The 17,508-nt window shown below is 65.9% G+C and carries 9 protein-coding genes; 6 read left to right on the top strand and 3 right to left on the bottom strand.

Annotated features, from left to right (window positions below):
• Positions 1 to 120 precede the first annotated feature (120 nt).
• Entirely contained in the window at positions 121 to 1,320 is a 1,200-nt protein-coding gene (locus A5702_RS22695) for a hypothetical protein (protein ID WP_231965156.1), read from the bottom strand.
• 201 nt (positions 1,321 to 1,521) lie between these two features.
• On the opposite strand from A5702_RS22695, the gene A5702_RS22690 reads away from it, so the two are divergent.
• The 6 genes from A5702_RS22690 (at position 1,522) to A5702_RS22665 (ending at position 7,751) form a co-directional block, all read left to right on the top strand.
• A complete protein-coding gene (locus A5702_RS22690) occupies positions 1,522 to 2,934 on the top strand; it encodes a serine/threonine-protein kinase (protein WP_068223934.1) in 1,413 nt (470 codons plus the stop codon).
• 58 nt (positions 2,935 to 2,992) lie between these two features.
• On the top strand, positions 2,993 to 4,123 hold the full coding sequence (locus tag A5702_RS22685) for a BTAD domain-containing putative transcriptional regulator (protein WP_068223931.1): 1,131 nt from the start codon (positions 2,993 to 2,995) through the stop codon (positions 4,121 to 4,123).
• A gap of 253 nt (positions 4,124 to 4,376) precedes the next feature.
• Complete coding sequence (locus tag A5702_RS22680) at positions 4,377 to 5,261, top strand: cytochrome P450 (RefSeq protein WP_197506668.1); 885 nt, start codon at positions 4,377 to 4,379, stop codon at positions 5,259 to 5,261.
• 1 nt (position 5,262) lies between these two features.
• On the top strand, positions 5,263 to 5,649 hold the full coding sequence (locus A5702_RS22675; protein WP_068223926.1) for a YchJ family protein: 387 nt from the start codon (positions 5,263 to 5,265) through the stop codon (positions 5,647 to 5,649).
• Between the two features lie 54 nt (positions 5,650 to 5,703).
• Positions 5,704 to 6,843: a zinc-binding dehydrogenase gene (locus A5702_RS22670; RefSeq protein ID WP_068223922.1), complete on the top strand. Its 1,140-nt coding sequence runs from the start codon at positions 5,704 to 5,706 to the stop codon at positions 6,841 to 6,843.
• Between the two features lie 20 nt (positions 6,844 to 6,863).
• Complete coding sequence (locus A5702_RS22665) at positions 6,864 to 7,751, top strand: TPM domain-containing protein (RefSeq protein ID WP_068223920.1); 888 nt, start codon at positions 6,864 to 6,866, stop codon at positions 7,749 to 7,751.
• Positions 7,752 to 7,762: 11 nt separating this feature from the next.
• Here A5702_RS22665 and A5702_RS26530 read toward each other — a convergent pair whose 3' ends face one another.
• Together A5702_RS26530 and A5702_RS26790 are read right to left on the bottom strand one after the other, a co-directional pair.
• Positions 7,763 to 8,461 (bottom strand): Type 1 glutamine amidotransferase-like domain-containing protein, encoded by a 699-nt coding sequence (locus A5702_RS26530; RefSeq protein ID WP_068223917.1) that lies wholly within the window; start codon positions 8,459 to 8,461, stop codon positions 7,763 to 7,765.
• The coding region (locus A5702_RS26790; RefSeq protein WP_068223913.1) for a tetratricopeptide repeat protein at positions 8,454 to 17,508 on the bottom strand (9,055 nt) is incomplete at its 5' end. The genes A5702_RS26790 and A5702_RS26530, both read right to left, overlap by 8 nt.

Genomic DNA, 17,508 nt, shown 5'->3' with positions numbered 1-17,508 from the left:
CCCCGGGGATCGTTGTGGAGCATCCGCCGGATACCACTGCGGCCGTGGCGATCCCGACCGCGAGAGCGATCGACGCGGTGCGTCTGTGGCCCCGAGCAACTTTCGTCATGCCAGGTGCCCTCACCGCTGGCCCGGGTAGGGCACCGCGCTGATGACGCCGCCGCCGTTGACCGTCGGCCCGAGCAGAACGGTTGAGGTCCCGGCCGCGGGGTTGTAGTCGATCAGCGACTGGCCGCTTCCGCATCCAGCCCTCCCTTGCAGGTTGAGGTCGCCACCGTTGACGCCGACCACGACGACGCTGCGGCCCTTCACGCCCGCCACCGCGACGGGTGCCGTCGTTCCGTCGCCGTTGAGCTTGGCGAGATAGATCACCCCGCACGCGCCCGCTGCCTGCACAAACGTCCCGGCCGGGAGTTGCCAGGCGTTCAGGTCGCCGTAATCGGGACCTTTGCCGTTGGTCGGCGCGGTGAGGGCGGTCGGGGCGCCGCCGTCGATGGGCACCAGCCACAGCCGCGACGCGCAGCGGGTGAGCGCGACCGTCGAGTCCGGGTCCCACCACCGCATCGGCGTGCAGTCCTTATCACCGGCGATTGGCAGGGCCCTGCCGGCCGCCCCGTCGTTGCCCATCAGGGCCACGCCCGAGGCCGTGCCCACCACTAGTTGGGTGCCGTCCGGCGTGGACAGATAACCCTCGAAGTCCTGCCCGATCGGGTACGTCAGCTGGTGGTTGCCGGCGAGGTCCACTCGTTCGAGTGAGCGGGTCTGCGAGGCCATGGCCCGGTACAACAGCAGCGCTTTGCCGTCGGGACGCGTATAGCGAACCGAGGGGTGGGTGCCGTCGACCGTGAACGACGTTTTGGTGCCGCTGCGCAGGTCGACCTCCGTGATGACGGTCCCGGCCTTCCCCCCGGTGGAAAACAAGGCGCGGGTGCCGTCGCCCGACCAGTCGATCAGGTCCGGGCTCGGACCGTTACCGGGTGGCGGGAAGGTGGTGATCGGGTAGCGGCCACCCGCCGGGTCGACCAGGTACAGAGTCGTGACGGCCGTCTGCCACGACGGGGCGCCGGGGGGAGCGGACTCGCCGGGGTGCAGCCCGGGGGCGGGGCTCCACATGGCGAGCAACCAGCCCGGGCCGACCTGTGACCATGGGACGGCCGATAGCGGCGCCTCGACGCCGTGCGCCGCCATCGCCTCGGGCTCGGCGTGGGCCGTAGTCGCCAGGCTGATTGTTGCCGAGCCCGCAATCATGGCTACCAGGGCGGACGCCAGCTTGCGGCGGAGCCCGGTGCGCCGACTCCGGGGGTGTGACAGTGTTGCCATCTTCGGTTCCTTCGGTAGGAGAGTTTGTCGTTGCGCTGGGCCTCGATGCCCGGTCACGGAAAGGTTGCGGCGGACGCCTTGCGTGTTTCTTGCGCGAACCTTGCGGGGCCGCCGAACCACTCGCGACGGCTTTGCGGCAAACAGGTGCGTCGCTCGGCCGGCAGGGGAGATACTGCGTCGGTACCCGAGGAATCGAGGGCGATGGCGGTGGACTCGCGCGTCGGCACGACGTTCGGCAAATACGACATCACCCGCCGGATCGGCAAGGGCGGCGGCGGGGTGGTCTACGAGGCCTACGACACCGGCAAGAGGCGGACCGTCGCTCTCAAGGTGCTCGCCGAAGAGCTCTCAGCCAACACCACCTTCCGGACCAGATTCCAGCGGGAGTCCCAGGCGGCGGCGATGCTGCAAGAACCGCATGTCATTCCCATCCACGACTGGGGGGAGATCGACGGCAACCTCTACATCGACATGCGTTTGGTGCAGGGACAGACGCTCTTCGACCTCATCGCGGAGGGGCCGCTGGCGCCCGCACGGGCGGTGGCCATCGTCAGCCAGGTCGCCGACGCGCTCGACGCCGCACACGCCGAAGGATTGATTCACCGCGACGTCAAGCCGCAGAACATCCTCGTCACGCCCGCGGATTTCGTGTATCTCGTCGACTTCGGAATCGCGCAGACCACGGCCGATCCCCGGCTGACCACGGTCGGCACCCAGATCGGCACGTTGAATTACATGGCGCCCGAACGATTTAACGGCAAGGTGGCCACGCCCGCCGTCGACGTCTACTCGCTGGCGTGCGTGTTGTACGAGTCGCTGACCGGGGACGCTCCGTTCGACGGCGACAGCCTCGAGCATCTGGTGGCGGGGCATCTCGCCTTGCCGCCGCCCCGGCCGAGCGCGGTGAATCGGCGCGTTCCCCCGGCGTTCGACGACGTCGTCGCCCGCGGGATGGCCAAGCACCCCGACGACCGGTACGCGACGGCGGGCGGCCTCGCCCGCGCCGCGCAGCGCGCGTTGGGAAGCCCATCGGCCGAGGGTGACCGCACGCGACCGTTCACCGCCGCCACCATGGCCTCCGGCGGCCCGACGGACCAGCTCGCCGCTGCCGAACATCGCGAGCCCCGGTCGGAAAGGCGCCGGCGGCGCTGGGTGCTACCGACCGTGATCGCGGCCGCGGCCGCCCTGATCCTCGCGGGAATCGCAGTCGCCGTCGGTGTTCTCGTCCACCCGCCGACGGGCCAGCAACAGGACCCGCCCGCGCGCGCCGTCCAGCCCCCATTGATCACAGGGCCCGACATGAGCAGCCTGCATCAGTCCTGCGACCAAGGCTTCTCGTTGCCGACGGCCACCGGCTTCGGCAGCCGCGCCGGACGCGGGACACCCGAAACCTCATGCCTTTTCGCCAACAGCGTGCTGACGTCGTATTGGGCCGAATACGGCGATGCCAGCCCGCTGCCACGCGCCGTTTCCGCGCCGGGGGCTGTCGACTGCAAAACGGTGCCCGGAGCGCTGTGCAACGGATCGAACTTCCTCATGCACTGTCAGCAGCACCCCGGGGAAAGCTGGATCACCTGCGTCGGGGGCAGCAGCGCGCGCGTCTACCTGTGGTGACGGCGCAGACCACACCCCAGAATGGGGTTTAACGCCGGCTGAAGGGATTGCCACCGCGATGGCCCAGAACGCTCTCCAGTTTGGCGTGTTGGGGCCGTTGCAGATGCGCGCCGACGGCACCGACCTTCCGCTCGGACCGGCCAAGCAGCGCGCGGTGCTGGCGGCACTGCTGATCAACCGGAACCGCACCGTCTCCATCGACTCATTGATCGACGCGGCGTGGCAGGAGCGCCCGCCTCCCGAGGCCCGGGCGAGCCTGCACGCGCACGTGTCCAGGCTCCGCCGACTGGTGAGCGGCGCCGGGGTGGATCCGGCGGACGTTCTGGTCAGTGCCCCACCGGGATATCGGCTCAACGTGCCCGATGCGGACTGCGACCTCGGCCGCTTCGCAACCGCACAGAAGGCGGGGATCCAGGCCGCCGCCGCAGGCCGGTTCGAACAGGCCAGCGGCCACCTATCGGACGCGCTGGCCGAGTGGCGCGGACCGGTTCTCGAAGATCTGCGCGACTTCGAGTTCGTCGGGCCATTCGCGGCCGCCCTCGCGGAGGACAGGTTGGTGACCCTGACGGCGCGGGCCGAAGCCGAAATCGCTTGCGGGCGAACACACTCCATAATTCCCGAATTGGAGGCGCTGGTGGCCGAGCACCCCTATCGAGAACCGCTGTGGGCGCAATTGATAACCGGCTACTACGTCGCGGACCGCCAATACGATGCACTCGACGCATACGGTCGGCTCAAGAGTGCGCTCGCCGAGGACCTCGGCATCGACCCTGGCCCAACGTTGCGAAGCCTTCACCAAAGGGTTTTGAGCCAAGAGCCGCTGGACGTCAAGCACGCGGCACGCGCGACCGCGAAGCGTGCCGCCAGCACGTTCCAGTGGCGTACCGAGGCCCGGGCGTCCGCCGTTGCCCACCTGCGTGACGCCACCGGACGGCGTTACCCCCTGCGAGGGGCGGCCACCAGGATCGGGCGCCTCGCTGACAACGACATCGTCCTCGACGACGACACCGTGAGCCGCTTTCACGCGGTGCTCGTCGACACCGGCAACAGCTTCGTGATCACCGATCTCCAGTCGGCCAACGGAGTCGAGGTCGCGGAGCAGCGGATCCGTACCAGCGCGACGCTGGCCGACGGTGACCGCATTCGCATCTGCGGCCACGAGTTCACCTTCCAGATCGGTGAGAGCTGATTCCGGCTAAATTAACCTGTATGGGTGGTGCGCCGTGACCGAGTCTGCGGGCGAGGCCGCCTCCGCCACGGCGGAAGTCATGCGGTCCGACGAGGTTGCCGCAGCGGGTTTCCGGGAGTGGCTGGCCGCCGCGCAGCGGACGGGTCAAAGGGTACTGCGGGAGCCGGACGGCACCTACGTGTTGTGGCGGCGGGACGACGTCCTGGCCGCGGTCCGTGATGGCGAGTTATTCGCCAGCCGCCAAAGCGAACTGATGCCCGGCAATCCGCCGTTCGGGCCGTACCGCAAAATCATGGTCGACCTGCTGTTCAATCCGGGCAATTCGCGGGAAATGCTCAAGCCCGTGCGCGCAATCATCGAAAACGGCATCCGCGACGTCGTGACGCAACTGGACCACTGCGACGGCGCCAATGCCGCTGACTTTGCCTGGCGCGCGGCGTTCTTCGCGATTTCTGGGCTGCCGGCGGACGTCAGTCTCGAAGCGCTCAGCCCGCAGCTGGTGGGCGCCGGCCGCCGTAAGCCGCGCGGTGGCGCCGATGTGATCAGCCGCCTCGCCGGCGAAGCGCTCACCGACGAAGAAGTGCTCGGAATGATCGGGTCGGTGCTGCGCGGTTTGATCTTCGCGTCGTTCGCGATGAAGGCCGGACTGGCGGTGCTGGCGCGGAGGCCCACGCTTCAGCGGGAGCTACGCGAAAACCCCGATAAGCTACGCAGCTTCATCGAGGAGTTGCTGCGGTTGGATGGCGGCGCCAAGACCGTTTCACGAATCACGAGTCGCAGCGTGACGATCGGCGAAACGACCATTCCGGCCGGCACCCCCGTTCATCTGTGCGTCGGACTCGTTCACCGCGACGAGGCCGATGAAATGTCGGGCCACGCCTTCAAATTGGATGGACCGCAACGGAATTGGAGCTTCGGGGGAGGACCGCACCGGTGCCCGGCGTCGCACCTCGTCCGCGACCTGCTGAGCCTGTTTTTCGAAGTGTGGCTTGCCGAGGTCCCGTTCTTCTGGTTCGACTGGGACGCCGGGGACGTCCCCAAGGCGTGGCATCCCAGACCCTACAGTCCTGCTCCGAGCCAAATCTTCGACGGTTGGTACCCGGTTCATGTGCCGCTGCGGTGGCGCGCCGACTCGTGACATGAACGAACCGTGTCCCTGCGGCAGTGGCGACGACTATCCCGCGTGTTGCGGACCGCTGCACGATGGCGAGGTCCAGGCCCGAACGGCCGAGGAATTGATGCGGTCGAGGTATTCGGCGTTCGCGCACCGCAACGCCGACTACCTGTTTCGCACCTGGCACCCGCGCACCCGGCCGGCCGACGTGGCCGTCGACCCCAACATCACCTGGACCGGCCTCGACGTGCTTGACGTCGTCGCCGGCGGCCCGAACGACGATTCTGGCGAGGTGGAGTTCGCGGCCCGGTTCGAGTCGGGCGGCCGCATGGGCGCTCTGCACGAGCGCAGCCGCTTCGAGCGCCGCGCCGGCCGCTGGTTTTACCTCGACGCCGCGGCGGAAGATGTGTAGCCGGGTGTGACGTTGAGGACGACAGAAGCCCCTGACAGGAACGAGGAAGAGCCCATGTCCGCAGATCTGCCCGACACCGCCCTGGAACTGCGTTCGTTGGTGACGTCGGAGGGCACGCTCGAACTCTCGCTGCACGAGGTGCCGGTACCAGCCCCCGGTGCCAACGAGGTGGTGGTGCGTGTGGAAGCCTCGCCCATCAACCCGTCGGACCTGGGCCTGCTGATTGCCGGGGCGGACATGACCAAGGCGACGGTCGCGGGCACACCGGAGCGTCCCGTCGTCACCGCGCCTGTCGGCGATGCCAGCCTCAAGGGGCTGTCGGCTCGCCTGGACAAGTCGCTTCCCGTCGGCAACGAGGGCGCGGGCACGGTGGTGGCCGCGGGGTCGTCCGAAGCCGCCCAGGCGTTGGTTGGAAAGACGGTGGCAATCGCGGGCGGCGCGATGTATTCGCAATACCGAGCGGTCGACGCATCCGCCTGTCTAGTGCTGCCCGATGGTGCTACGGCCCGGGACGGGGCGTCGTCCTTCGTCAACCCGATGACGGCGCTGGGCATGACCGAAACCATGCGTCGCGAAGGGCATTCCGCTCTCGTGCACACCGCCGCGGCCTCGAACCTCGGCCAGATGCTGGTCAAGCTGTGCCAGCAGGACGGGATACCGCTGGTCAACATCGTCCGCAAGCCCGAACAAGAAGAGCTGCTGAAGTCTCTCGGCGCGACCCATGTGCTCAACTCGACGTCGCCGTCGTTCGCGACCGATCTCGTCGAGGCGCTCAAGGCGACATCGGCCACGCTCGCGTTCGACGCCACGGGTGGCGGAACGCTGGCGAGCCAGATCCTCAATGGCATGGAGGAGGCGGCCAATTCGACCGCGGCCCAGTACTCGCGCTACGGGTCGAGCGTTCACAAGCAGGTGTACATCTACGGCGCCCTCGACACCGGCCCCACCGTGCTCAACAGAAACTTCGGAATGGCTTGGGGTGTGGGCGGGTGGCTGCTCACCCCGTTTCTGCAGAGCGCGGGCGCCGAGACGATCCGCCGGCTGCGTGCCCGGGTCGCCGCGGAGCTCACCACGACGTTCGCGAGTAGCTATACCCGCGAGGTATCGCTCGCGGGCATGCTCAAACCCGAGGCGTTCAACGCATACCTCAAGCGAGCCACCGGAGAAAAGTTCCTCGTCACTCCGCATGCGTGAATCACGGCTAAATTACCGGTATGCGCGTCGTTCGCCTGGTCGGTGTGATTCTGACGATCCTCGCGGTGGGGCTGCCGGTGGCGAACCCCGCCGCCGCGCAACCCCCGTCCAAGCTCGCGGATCACATCACCGACAACACCGGGGCGCTGACCGCCTCAGACCGGGCCGCGGTCAGCTCGGCGATCGAGCGGCTCTACCACGATCAGCGCATTTGGCTGTGGGTCGTCTACGTCGATAACTTCAACCGATATAAGCCCGATAACTGGGCCGAACGCACCCGTAGCGAAAGCCGGCTGGGCGACCACGACGCGCTGCTCGCCGTGGCCACCAACACCAAGCTGTACACGTTCACCGTGCCGCCACGCAGTCTCACCGCAACCGAATTAAGCGACCTGCAGCGCAGCAAAATTGACCCCGCGGTGGCCACGAAAAATTGGGCGGGTGCCGCCGTCGCCGCGGCCGACGGGCTGGACAAATCGGCGAACTTGCCTGAGCCGGCAAGCTCATCGAAGCGGCCGTGGCTGCCGATCGTCATCGTCGGTGTCGCCGTGGTCGTCGTCGCGGCACTTTTCCTGTTGTATGTGGCGCGCCGGCAGCGCCGGCGCACCGCGGTCAGCGCTGGGCAGGGGAGTATTGAGGGGCAGTCGTTGGCGCAGGCCTTGGGCACCGCGGATGCCAGAATGCGCCAGATCTCCGACTACGTCGCCAGCCATCGCCAGAGCATCGGCGCCAAGGCGCAGGCCCGATTAGAGGAAGCCAAAGGGCATTTGGCGGCGGCGCACGCCCATGAGGCAAGCAACGCCGCCGACGCGATTGCGTACGCCAACAGGGCTTCGACGCTGGCCGCTGAGGCCCAGTCGTTGGCCAACGCCGACGTGCTGGCGGCGCACCGCCCGAGACGGCGATGATCGGTGACCGCCTAGGCGGCGGGCTCGGTTGAGGCCACGACGCTAGCGCCGTCGAAGACGAATTTGCGCGCGGGACGGCGCAGTGGCTCGATGGTGCCGTCCGCGTGAGCGATGACGCCGCCGCCGGACGGGATGCCGAGCCCGGCGGCCGCCCCGTTCAGGTGTTCAATGGTCCGCGACAGCCGTCCCCACCCGGCCCGCTCGTCGTGCACGTCGATGGCCATGGGGACGAGGTCGAACCCATCGAGCCGCTCGGGCACGGCGGATTCCGGCGGATCGACAATTGCGTAGCGTCCGAGCTGGACCGCTCCGGCCGAAATGCCCACCAGGACTGCCCCTTTGGCGTGCCGGTCCAGAATCACCTCCTTCATCCCCGTCTTTTCGATGGTGTTCCAGCCGAGACGCACGTCGCCGCCAGCGAGGACGATCAACGCGGCGTTCTCGAGGTAGGCGCGGTCTTGCGGGCCGAATGACGAGGTGATCATGCGCCGGTCGGTGATGCCGACGGCATCCATCGCCGCCTCGAAGATTTCGTAGTACTCCGGACGATCTCCGTTGGAGGCACCGATGTAGGCCGCGGTAACCGTTGTGCCGCAGGATAGTCCATCGAGGGCTGCATCGAGGATCAGCCGGTCCCGCCGTCTCCAGAAGAGCAGCTGGCTGTCCGCCAAGAGATAGAGCGGTTGTTGTTGCGGGACTGTATCAGTCACCGACGGGCCTGGCCGCGGTGATCTCGTCGAACCGCGCCAGCGCAGTGTCGAGGTCGTCTTGGTCGAAGATTTCGCAGCGATTAATCCGATCACCCTCGATGGTCTGGACCTCAATCCCTCGCCACTCGGCGTCAAAGCCGTCGTGTGAAACACCCTGGGCCACATGGGAGCAAACCATGCCCGCATCAGTCAAGCGATGCACGGCCACTATCCGGAAGGTCAGGTCTGAGGTCAACTGCCACAGCGAACGCAGGGATGCGTTTAGGCCACCTTCCTCGAACATCCCGGGTCGTCGGTGATCGACGTTCACCCAATCCGGTGTCGTCGGAAACAGCTCGCGCCGGTTCATCGAAGCATAAGAACCCGCGATGATCTCCCACGTCCGCCCGTGGGCGGCCGCCTCACCGGCGAGGTACCGCGCATCGAGTTCTTCGAAGGCGGCGTCCATGTCATCGGGGTCGAACAGGACGCGGGTCGCAATCCGATTTGCGGCGTCGAGTTCGACGACGCAGAGCAGCTCGACGTTGAAGTCTTCGGGCCCTTCGTCCAGAGAGAATCGCGTACGTCTGAGGAGAAGTCGTTCGCCGCGGGTCGCAATGACGGTCGATGTGACGTGGGTGACCCCGATCTCGGAAAGGCTTCGCATGTTGGCGACATCGGAATCTCGACCTCGCCGAATGCCGGCGTTCACGGTCCGCCGGCGGTCGTCATTGGCCACGTCATCAGCCAGGATAGTCCCCAGGGCGGTCCAGTCACCTGCCGCGATGTACCCCCAGAACTGTTGATCGGCAAGGGTTGCCGCGTTTTCCAGCCGCCGAGCATCGGGTTGCAGCTCCTCGAAGCGCGCGAGCGCGGCGTCGAGGTCTTCTTCGTCGAACATCTCGCAGCGGTTCATCAGGCCGTCGTTGAACGTGTACAAAATGGTCTCGCGCCACTCCGCGTCGAAACCCTCGTGAGAGGTCCCATATCCGCTGTGCGTAATGACCGCTCCGACGTTCGTCAGCCGATGCACCGTCTCGATATACATTTTGAGGTCGGGCGCGATCTCCCAGGTGGCCTGGACGTACCTGACGATGTTGCCTGGTTCGAACGTGATCCCGCGTCGGTGGTCCATGTTGACGAAGTCCGTTGAGATAGTGGGTATCTCGTGCCGGTTGAGGGTGGCATAGGCCTCGACCATCAGCGACCAAGTGTGCGCGTGGTCGGCCGCTTCGCCTGCGAGGTAACGACTTTCGAGTTCGACAAAGGCGGCGTCGATTTCGCCGGGATCAAATACGATTTGCGCCGCAATCCTATCGGAGGCGCCGAGCTCAGTGATGATGAGCTGTTCAGAGTCAAACTCCCCGTACCGGGAATCGCTGTTCGGATAACGCAGGAGACTGAGGCCGAGGCGTTCCCCGCGGACCGCCACCACTGCCGACGTAGCGTTCGCCACGGCATCGGCCAGGGCCTGCAAGTTCGCGATCACGACATCGCGCCCCTTCCAGAGCCCAGTGTTAACTACGCGCACTCGATTCTCGATGACACTGGCCGCGGTCAGGGTATCGGCGAGCGCCGCCCAGTCGCGAGCCTTGTAGTACGCAAAGAAGCGGTCTTCCGCACGGGTTGCTTTGTTCTCAAGCCGCCGAGTCTGCCGGCTGAGCTCGTCGAAGCGGGCGAGTGCGGCTTCGAGCTCCGTCTCGTCAAAGACTTCGTATCGGCTGAGCCGGTCGCCTTCGAAGGTGAAAATGGTGATCATCTGCCACTCGGCGTCGAAGCCCTCTTTTGAGGTCGCTGTGACCACTTGGGTTGCGACGGCCCCCAATTCGGTCACTCGATGCACGGTTTCTACGTAGGCGTGCACCTGCGGGAGAAGGTCCCACCCGGCGCGAACGGATGCGGCAAGGTCGGCACCCTCGATTGTCACGCCCCGACGGTGGTCGACGTAAACCACGTCCGGCGTCATTGCGGGAGGCTCGTGCCGATTGAATTGGGCGTGTCCTTGCGTGACCAGCGACCACACGCGCGCATGGGTAGCCGCTTCGCCGGCGATGTACCGGGCTTCGAGTTCCGCGAAAGCGGCGTCGAAGTCGTCGGCGTCGAATATGGAGTGAACGATCATCCGGTTGTCCCCGTCGATCTCCACGACGCCGATCATGTCCGCACTGATCTCACCGGGCTCGAGCCCGTGGGCGGAGGACCGAATGCGGAAGAGGGCAAGCCGTTGCCCACGAATCGCGAGGAGGGTCGAGTCAACACCCTCGAAACCGACCTCGGCGACGGCCCGCACGTTTGCGAGGTTCAGATCTCGCCCGCGCAGTTCACCGGAGTTGACAACCCGGCGGTTGTCATGCGATACGACGTTCTCGGCGAGTATCTCGGCCATCGCTGCCCAATCTCGCGTCTTTAGGGAGCTCCAAAACCGTTCACTCACTTGGGTTGCCGCATTGTCCAGGCGCCGCGCCCGCGGTTGCAGTTCTTCGAACCGGGCGAGTGCGGCGTCGAGGTCGGTTTCATCGAAGATCTCGGAGCGGCTGATCAAATCACCCTCGACAATTGAGATGCCGATCTCTCGCCACTCGGCCTGGAAGCCGTCGCTCGACGTCCCTTCTATCATCCGAGTGACTACCGCACCGATGTCAGTCAACCGATGCACGATTTCGATGTAGGCGTTGAGCCCCGGAGCGAGCAGGTCCCGTGAGGCTTCGAGGTACGCCTCCAAATTGCCCGGTGGGAACGCTATTCCCCGTCGGTGGTCGATGTTGGTCCAGTCCGGCGTCGTCGACGGTAGCTCGCCACGATTGACCGCGGCATACGCCTCTGCGATGACCGACCAAGCGCGGGAAGACCCAGCTGCCTCTCCGACGATGTACCGCGCCTCGAGCTCGGCAAAAGCCGCCTCGACGTCGTGGGCGTCGAACAGGACCTGAGCCTTCATTCGGTCGTCAGCATCGATCTCTGCGATGCCGAGCATTGCGTTCTCGAACTCTCCATGCGTCAGGCCGAGGTTGGAGGAACTGATACGGGTCAGGGCCAGGCGCTCACCGCGGATCGCGATCACGGACCATGCGATGTTGGCCCCACCTACGCCGATCGCGCGGATATTTGCGATCACGACATCGCGACCATCCCAACGCCCGCCATTAACCACGCGACGGCGATCGTCGACGCAGGCGTCGTCGGCCATGGTCTGGGCTATCGCTGTCCAATCGCGGGCCTGGACATTTGCGAAGAAGCGGTCAGCAACTCGTGTCGCCTTATTCTCCCGCCGCACCGTCGGACGGTGAAGTTGTTCGAATCTCTCGATCGCGGCGTCCAAGTCTGTCTCGTCGAAGAGTTCACACCGGGTGAGTCGATCTCCTTCAACGGTGAGAAGTTGAATCATGCGCCACTCGACGGCCAGGCCGTCGTGTGACGATCCTTGCGAATCGATGGTGACCACTGCTCCGACGGTGTCGAGTCGGTGCACTGTTTCGATGTCGACCCGGAATTCCGGCGTGAGATCGAAGAAGTTCTGCAGAGCCGGGGTCAGCTCGCCGGACGCGAATGGCGTGCCCCGCCGGTGGTCGACGATCGCCCAATCCGCCGTGGGCAGTTCATGGTGGTTGAACATCCGGTAAATCGCGGTGATCACCGACCACGCGCTGGCATGGGCGGCCGCCTCACCGGCGAGATAGCGAGTTTCGAGCTCCTCGAAGGCGGCCGTGACGTCGTCGAAGAAGACGGCCGCGACGATTCGGTCGTCGGCATTGATCTCAAGGACCCCGAGCGCCTCCGTGAGGAACGCATCCGGCCCTTGCTTCTGGTCCGCAAAGCACAGACGCATGAGCGCAAGGCGCTCTCCGCGTATCGCCATTACAATCGGCGTCACGTTTCGCGTCCACAGGTCGCCGACCGTCTGCATGTCCGCGATTTGGGCATCGCGACCCTGTTGGATTCCCGAGCCCACCACCCGACGGCGATCGTCGTTGGTGAAGTCTTCGGCCAGCATCTCGGCCATGGCGTCCCAATCGGCCGCCGCGAAGCGGGCCAGGTACCGCTTACCGACGCGGCTAGCCGCGTTCTCCAACCGGGGCGTGGGTCGGTTCAGCTGATCGAACCTCGCGATCGCGGCGGCCAGGCTTGCCTCGTCGAATACTTCGGTGCGGTTGATCAGGTCGCCCTCGACCGTGATCACGCTGATCACCCGCCATTCGGCGTGGAATCCTTCTCGCGAGGTCTCATGTGCGACGTGCGTGATGACGACACCGCGATCGTTCAGACGGTGCACCCATTCGATGAAGCACCTCAGATCAGACTCCGAACTCCATGCGGCGCCCATCAACGCAGCCATTTCACCGGGTGCTATCGACGTACCGCGCCGGTGGTCGATGTTCACCCAATCCGATGTCGTCGCGGGCATTTCGCGCCGATTGATCGATTCAAAGCTGCGCGTGATGGCCGACCAGATCTGCGCGTGTGCCGCCGCTTCGCTGGCGAGGTACCGCGCGTCGAGTTCGGCGATTGCGGCGTCAAAGTCGTCGGGGTCGAAGAAGACCCCCGCCGCTATCTGATCTTCCGCATTGACCTCGATGAGGTACAGCAGTTCGCTGCCAAACTCTCCGTGACGCAGGTCCTGGTTCGCGGACCGAATATGACGAAGGGTGAGCCGCTTCCCGCGGGTCGCGATGCCGACTGACGTGATGTATGCACCGATTTGGGCGAGGGCGCGCATGTTTTCGATATGGACTTCTCGGCCGTGCAAGACCCCCGCGTTCACGATTCGCCGGCGATCTTCCGTGCGCACGTCGCTGGTGAGCAACTCTGCCATGGCAGTCCAGTTGCGGGCTGCGAAGCAGACCCAGAATTGTTGGTCCGCTTGGCTGGCCGCATTTGCGAGCCGTGCCGCCTTAGAGTGCAATTGTTCGAACCGCGCGATCGCGGCATCGACGTCGGTTTCGTCGAAAAGCTCTGTGCGGCTGATCCGGTCGCCGTCAAACATTACAACGTCAACGACCTGCCACTCCGCGTCGAAACCCTCCGGCGAGGTGCCAATGGCCACGTGTGTAACCACCGCACCAAGGTTGCTCAACCGGTGCACGGCCGCCATGTAGATTCGGGACTGTGGCGAGAGTTCCCAGCTAGCAACCAAATATGCGCCCAGATCACCCGAACCGATTGAGGCGAGTCGTCGGTGGTCGATGCTCGTCCAGTCTGGCGTCACGGGCGGGATTTCCCGCCGGTTCAGCACCGCGAAGGCCTCGGTGAGCAGGGACCAGGTGTGTGCGTGGGCGGCCGCGTCGCCGGCGAGATAGCGCGCGTCGAGCTCCGCAATGGCGGCGTCAAAGTCGTCAAGGTCAAACACGATTCGCGCCGACACCTTCCCGGCGGCGTTGAGCTCGAAGACGTCGAAGACATCGGTGTGGAATGCCTCCGGCCCCGTGTCGCGACCCCAGGTTTGGCTACGGCACAGTGCCAGGCGGTCACCTCGGACGGCGATGACATCAGACGTCATGGTCTTGACGCCGATCCGGACCGTTGCCGACATCTCTTCAAGAATGGCCGCACGGCCCTCTCGTATACCGGAATTCACCGTTCGGCGACGGTCGTCAAGGCGGATTTCGTCGGCCATAACGGCGGACATCGTGTCCCAATCACGGGCCGCAAAGACGGATTCCAGGCGCTTGTGCATTTGGCTTGCCGCATTCTCGAGCTCCAATGCCGGTTGGCTCAGCTGGTCGAAGCTAGCAAGCGCGGCGTCGACATCGTCTTCTTCGTAAACCTCCACCCGGGGACCGTCGGAAAGGAACAAAAAGGTTCGACCCCACTGCAATTCGTTCCCGTGTGCGTCGGTGCCTTCGATGACGAGGGTGGCGACGAGACCGTGGGCCTCGAGCGCATGTATGGCCTTCATCCAATAACGGGCGTCGGGCACAAGTGTCCATAGCTCCTGGATCGCTCGCCCGTAGTGTTCCGCCGACCCAAACGGGACGCGTCGATGATCGGTGAACGCAAGTCGCCCAAGCATCGGTCCCGGCTCGTGACGATTGAGCTCCCCAATCGTGTCCATTACGGACCGCAAGACGTTCCCCTGGGCGGCGGCTTCGCCTGCGAGGTAGCGCGCGTCGAGCTCTGCGATGGCGGCGTCGAAGTCCTCGAGGTCCAACACAATGACCGCCGCGATCCGCCCTTCAGCGTCGACCTCGATGATATTGAAGGCGTCGTTTTGGATCGTCTCGGGGTCGCTGCCCGACGCGCGCATACGCAAGAGCGCGAGGAACGCGCCCCGGGTCGCTGGAACCTGGACGATCGTCAGCGAGAAGCCGACGTCGACCAACGCCCGCACGTCTTCGATCCCCGCACGGCGCCCATGTCGCAAACCGGCGTTCACCACGCGCCTGCGGTCGTTGTAGAACAAATCGTCGGCCACTATTGCGGTGATAGCGTCCCAGTCGTGGGCCGCCAACAAACGCATCAGGCGCTCGTAGGTTTGGCTGGCGGCGTTTTCCAGCCGTGGTGCAGACCGACTGAGCTTGTCGAACTTTTCGATCGCGGCGTCGAGGTCCGTCTCTTCGAAAACCTCTACTCGACTGATCATTTCGTCGTCGACCAGCATCAGGTCGACCCCGCGCCATTCCGCCGTGAAGCCGTCGCGTGACGTTCCATGTCCCGCCCACGTGAAAACGGCGCCGCGGTCGTTGAGGCGATGCTCTGTTTCGACATAGATGTCGAGCTGTTGGTCGAGATCCCAGCCTGCACGGATGTATTCCAGACCCTCACCGGGCGCAAATGTCGCCACCCGACGGTGGTCGATAGTCACCGCATCCGGTGTTGCGGCCGGCAGTTCGCGTCGATTGTGGGCCGTGAGAGCCCCGGTTACTACCGACCACGTGCGGGCGTACGCGGCGCCTTCACCGGCAACAAAGCGCGCGTCGAGCTCGTTGACCGCGGACTCGATGTCTTCGAGGTCGAACGTGACGACGTTTGCGATCCGGTTGTCGTCGTCGATCTCGACGACGTTGAGGGCGTCGTTTTCAATGGCCCCGGGGTCGCGGCCGGAAGCGCGAACGCGGGCGAGCACAAGTCGGTTGCCGCGGATCGCGACGGCTCCCACCATCGAGATCGTGAAACCGACTTCGGCGGCCGCCTGCAAGTCTCTGACCACCTCATCGCGACTGTGTTGTGTCTCGGCACTGACGACCCGTCGGTGATCTATGCCGACATAGTCATCGGCCACGAGTTCAGCCATGGCGCGCCAGTCGCGGGCCGCGAAGTGCTTCCACTCGTCCTCGAATACGCGCGTTGCCGTGTTTTCCAATCGCCGCGGAATCGGGGCCTTCGCCTCGAATTGGGCGTCAAGCTCGGCCATTGCTGCGTCGAGGTCGTCGACGTCGAACCATATCTGCAGCGCGATCAGACCCGACTCGTTGATCCCGTAGACCTGGAGCAATTCGTCGCGCGGCGCCCCAGGGCTCGCGTCGGAAGTGCCCGACACCAACCGACTGAGCGCCAGGTTATCGCCCCGCACCGCGAGAACCTGTGCGGTGACGCGCATGCCGGTCATCTCGAGATTGAGCCTGTTCTGATGCACCCAGTCCGGCGGAAGGTCGGTCGGTGTGAAACCCACGATCTTCCGGCGGCTCTCGAGACGCGCATCCGGTGCAAAAAGCTGCTCGAACTCCTCCCAGGCCCCGCTATCGACGGCGGCCATCACGCGTTGACCCACTCGCACGCAAGCATTTTCGGGCTCGACAACCGCGGGTTCGGACCGAGCCGCCTCGGCGGGTGGTCCGGCCCCCAGAACCAACCGCGCCCTCTCCGCCAGCGCGCCGGCACCTTTCCGTTCGTACAACTCGACGGCGCGCTCGGCGGCGGCCCGCGCACCCGCAACGTCGCCGACCGCGCTCAAAACCGTTGCCAGCGAAAGGCACGCGTCGCCGTGATCCACCAACGCGTCGGTGCGCTCGGCCAGCGCCACGGCCTCCTCGGCGACCCGCCGTGCGGCGTCGTGATCGCCCCGCCGCGACAGCAGCCGCGCCCGAAGCGTGCGCCAGGCGATCGACGCCTTCAGCGCGTGGCCGGCGAGACGCTCACTCTCGGCGCACAATTCGGCCGCCTCGTCATCGTTGCCGAGCGCGAGGCACGTGCGGCCCAGCAGCGCCGCGGTTTCGGCGGTGTCGGCGTCGAGGCCCATGCGGCGAAAGCCGTTGTAGGCCTTGCGCAAATGGGGCTCGGCCGCCGGCGGCTCGTCTACGACCAACTCCACGATCCCGGCGAACTGCTCGACCTCCATCAGGGCATGGCGCAGCCCGAGCTCGCTCACGGTGCGACGGGCCGAGTCGATCATTCGTCGCGCGGCCGCGGCCCGTCCCCGGAAAGCCTCCAGCACCGCCTGGCAGCGCGTCGACGTCGCCTCGACCGCCGGCGAGTCGGTGGTGATCCGGAGCAGCCGCACCACGTCCAGACACCGGCCGCCCGCGCGCGGTACGGGGTTCGGGCCCCACAACGCGGCCAGGGGTGCGTTAGCCAGCACCGCGTTCACCCGGCGGTGTTCACGCGCGCGCCGCGCGGCCGTGAGGGCCTCGTCGAGGGCGATCTCGCAGTCGCCGATTCGCCCGAGCCGGGCGAGGCATCCGGCACGAACGGTGTGCGCCTTGGCTTCTCCGGCCGCGTCGCCCAGTTCCGCCAGTTTGTCGGCGGCGGCGCCAACCGCCGCCTCGACCTCGTCGAGTCGTTCCGGATGGATCAGCATCGAGAGTTGGCCGTCGAAGCATGTCGCCCAGGCCGCAAGGTGGGGTGAACCGACTGTGTCCGTTTGTAATTGGGTGACGGCGTTGGCCGCCGAAGTCACGTCGCCGGCGGCCAGCAGGGCTTCGCAGCGCGTGATCAGCAGCGCGGCAACCTGTTCGTCGCGGTCGGGCAGCTCGTCGTCGATCTCTTCCAGCGCGTGCAGCGCGCGGTCGTAAAGGTCGGCGGCGCCTTCGTAGGCGAGGCGCGCCATCGCCTGGTCGGCCGCGCGCCGGCAGTATTCGACCGCCTTTGCCGCGTTGCCCGCCCACGCGCATTCGAAGTAGTGGTAGGCCAATTCG

It is taken from the genome of Mycobacterium sp. E3339, assembly GCF_001666915.1.
Lineage (GTDB): Bacteria > Actinomycetota > Actinomycetes > Mycobacteriales > Mycobacteriaceae > Mycobacterium.
Note: the sequence above shows the minus strand (reverse complement) of the source record. Positions and strands in the feature narration are given on the sequence as shown.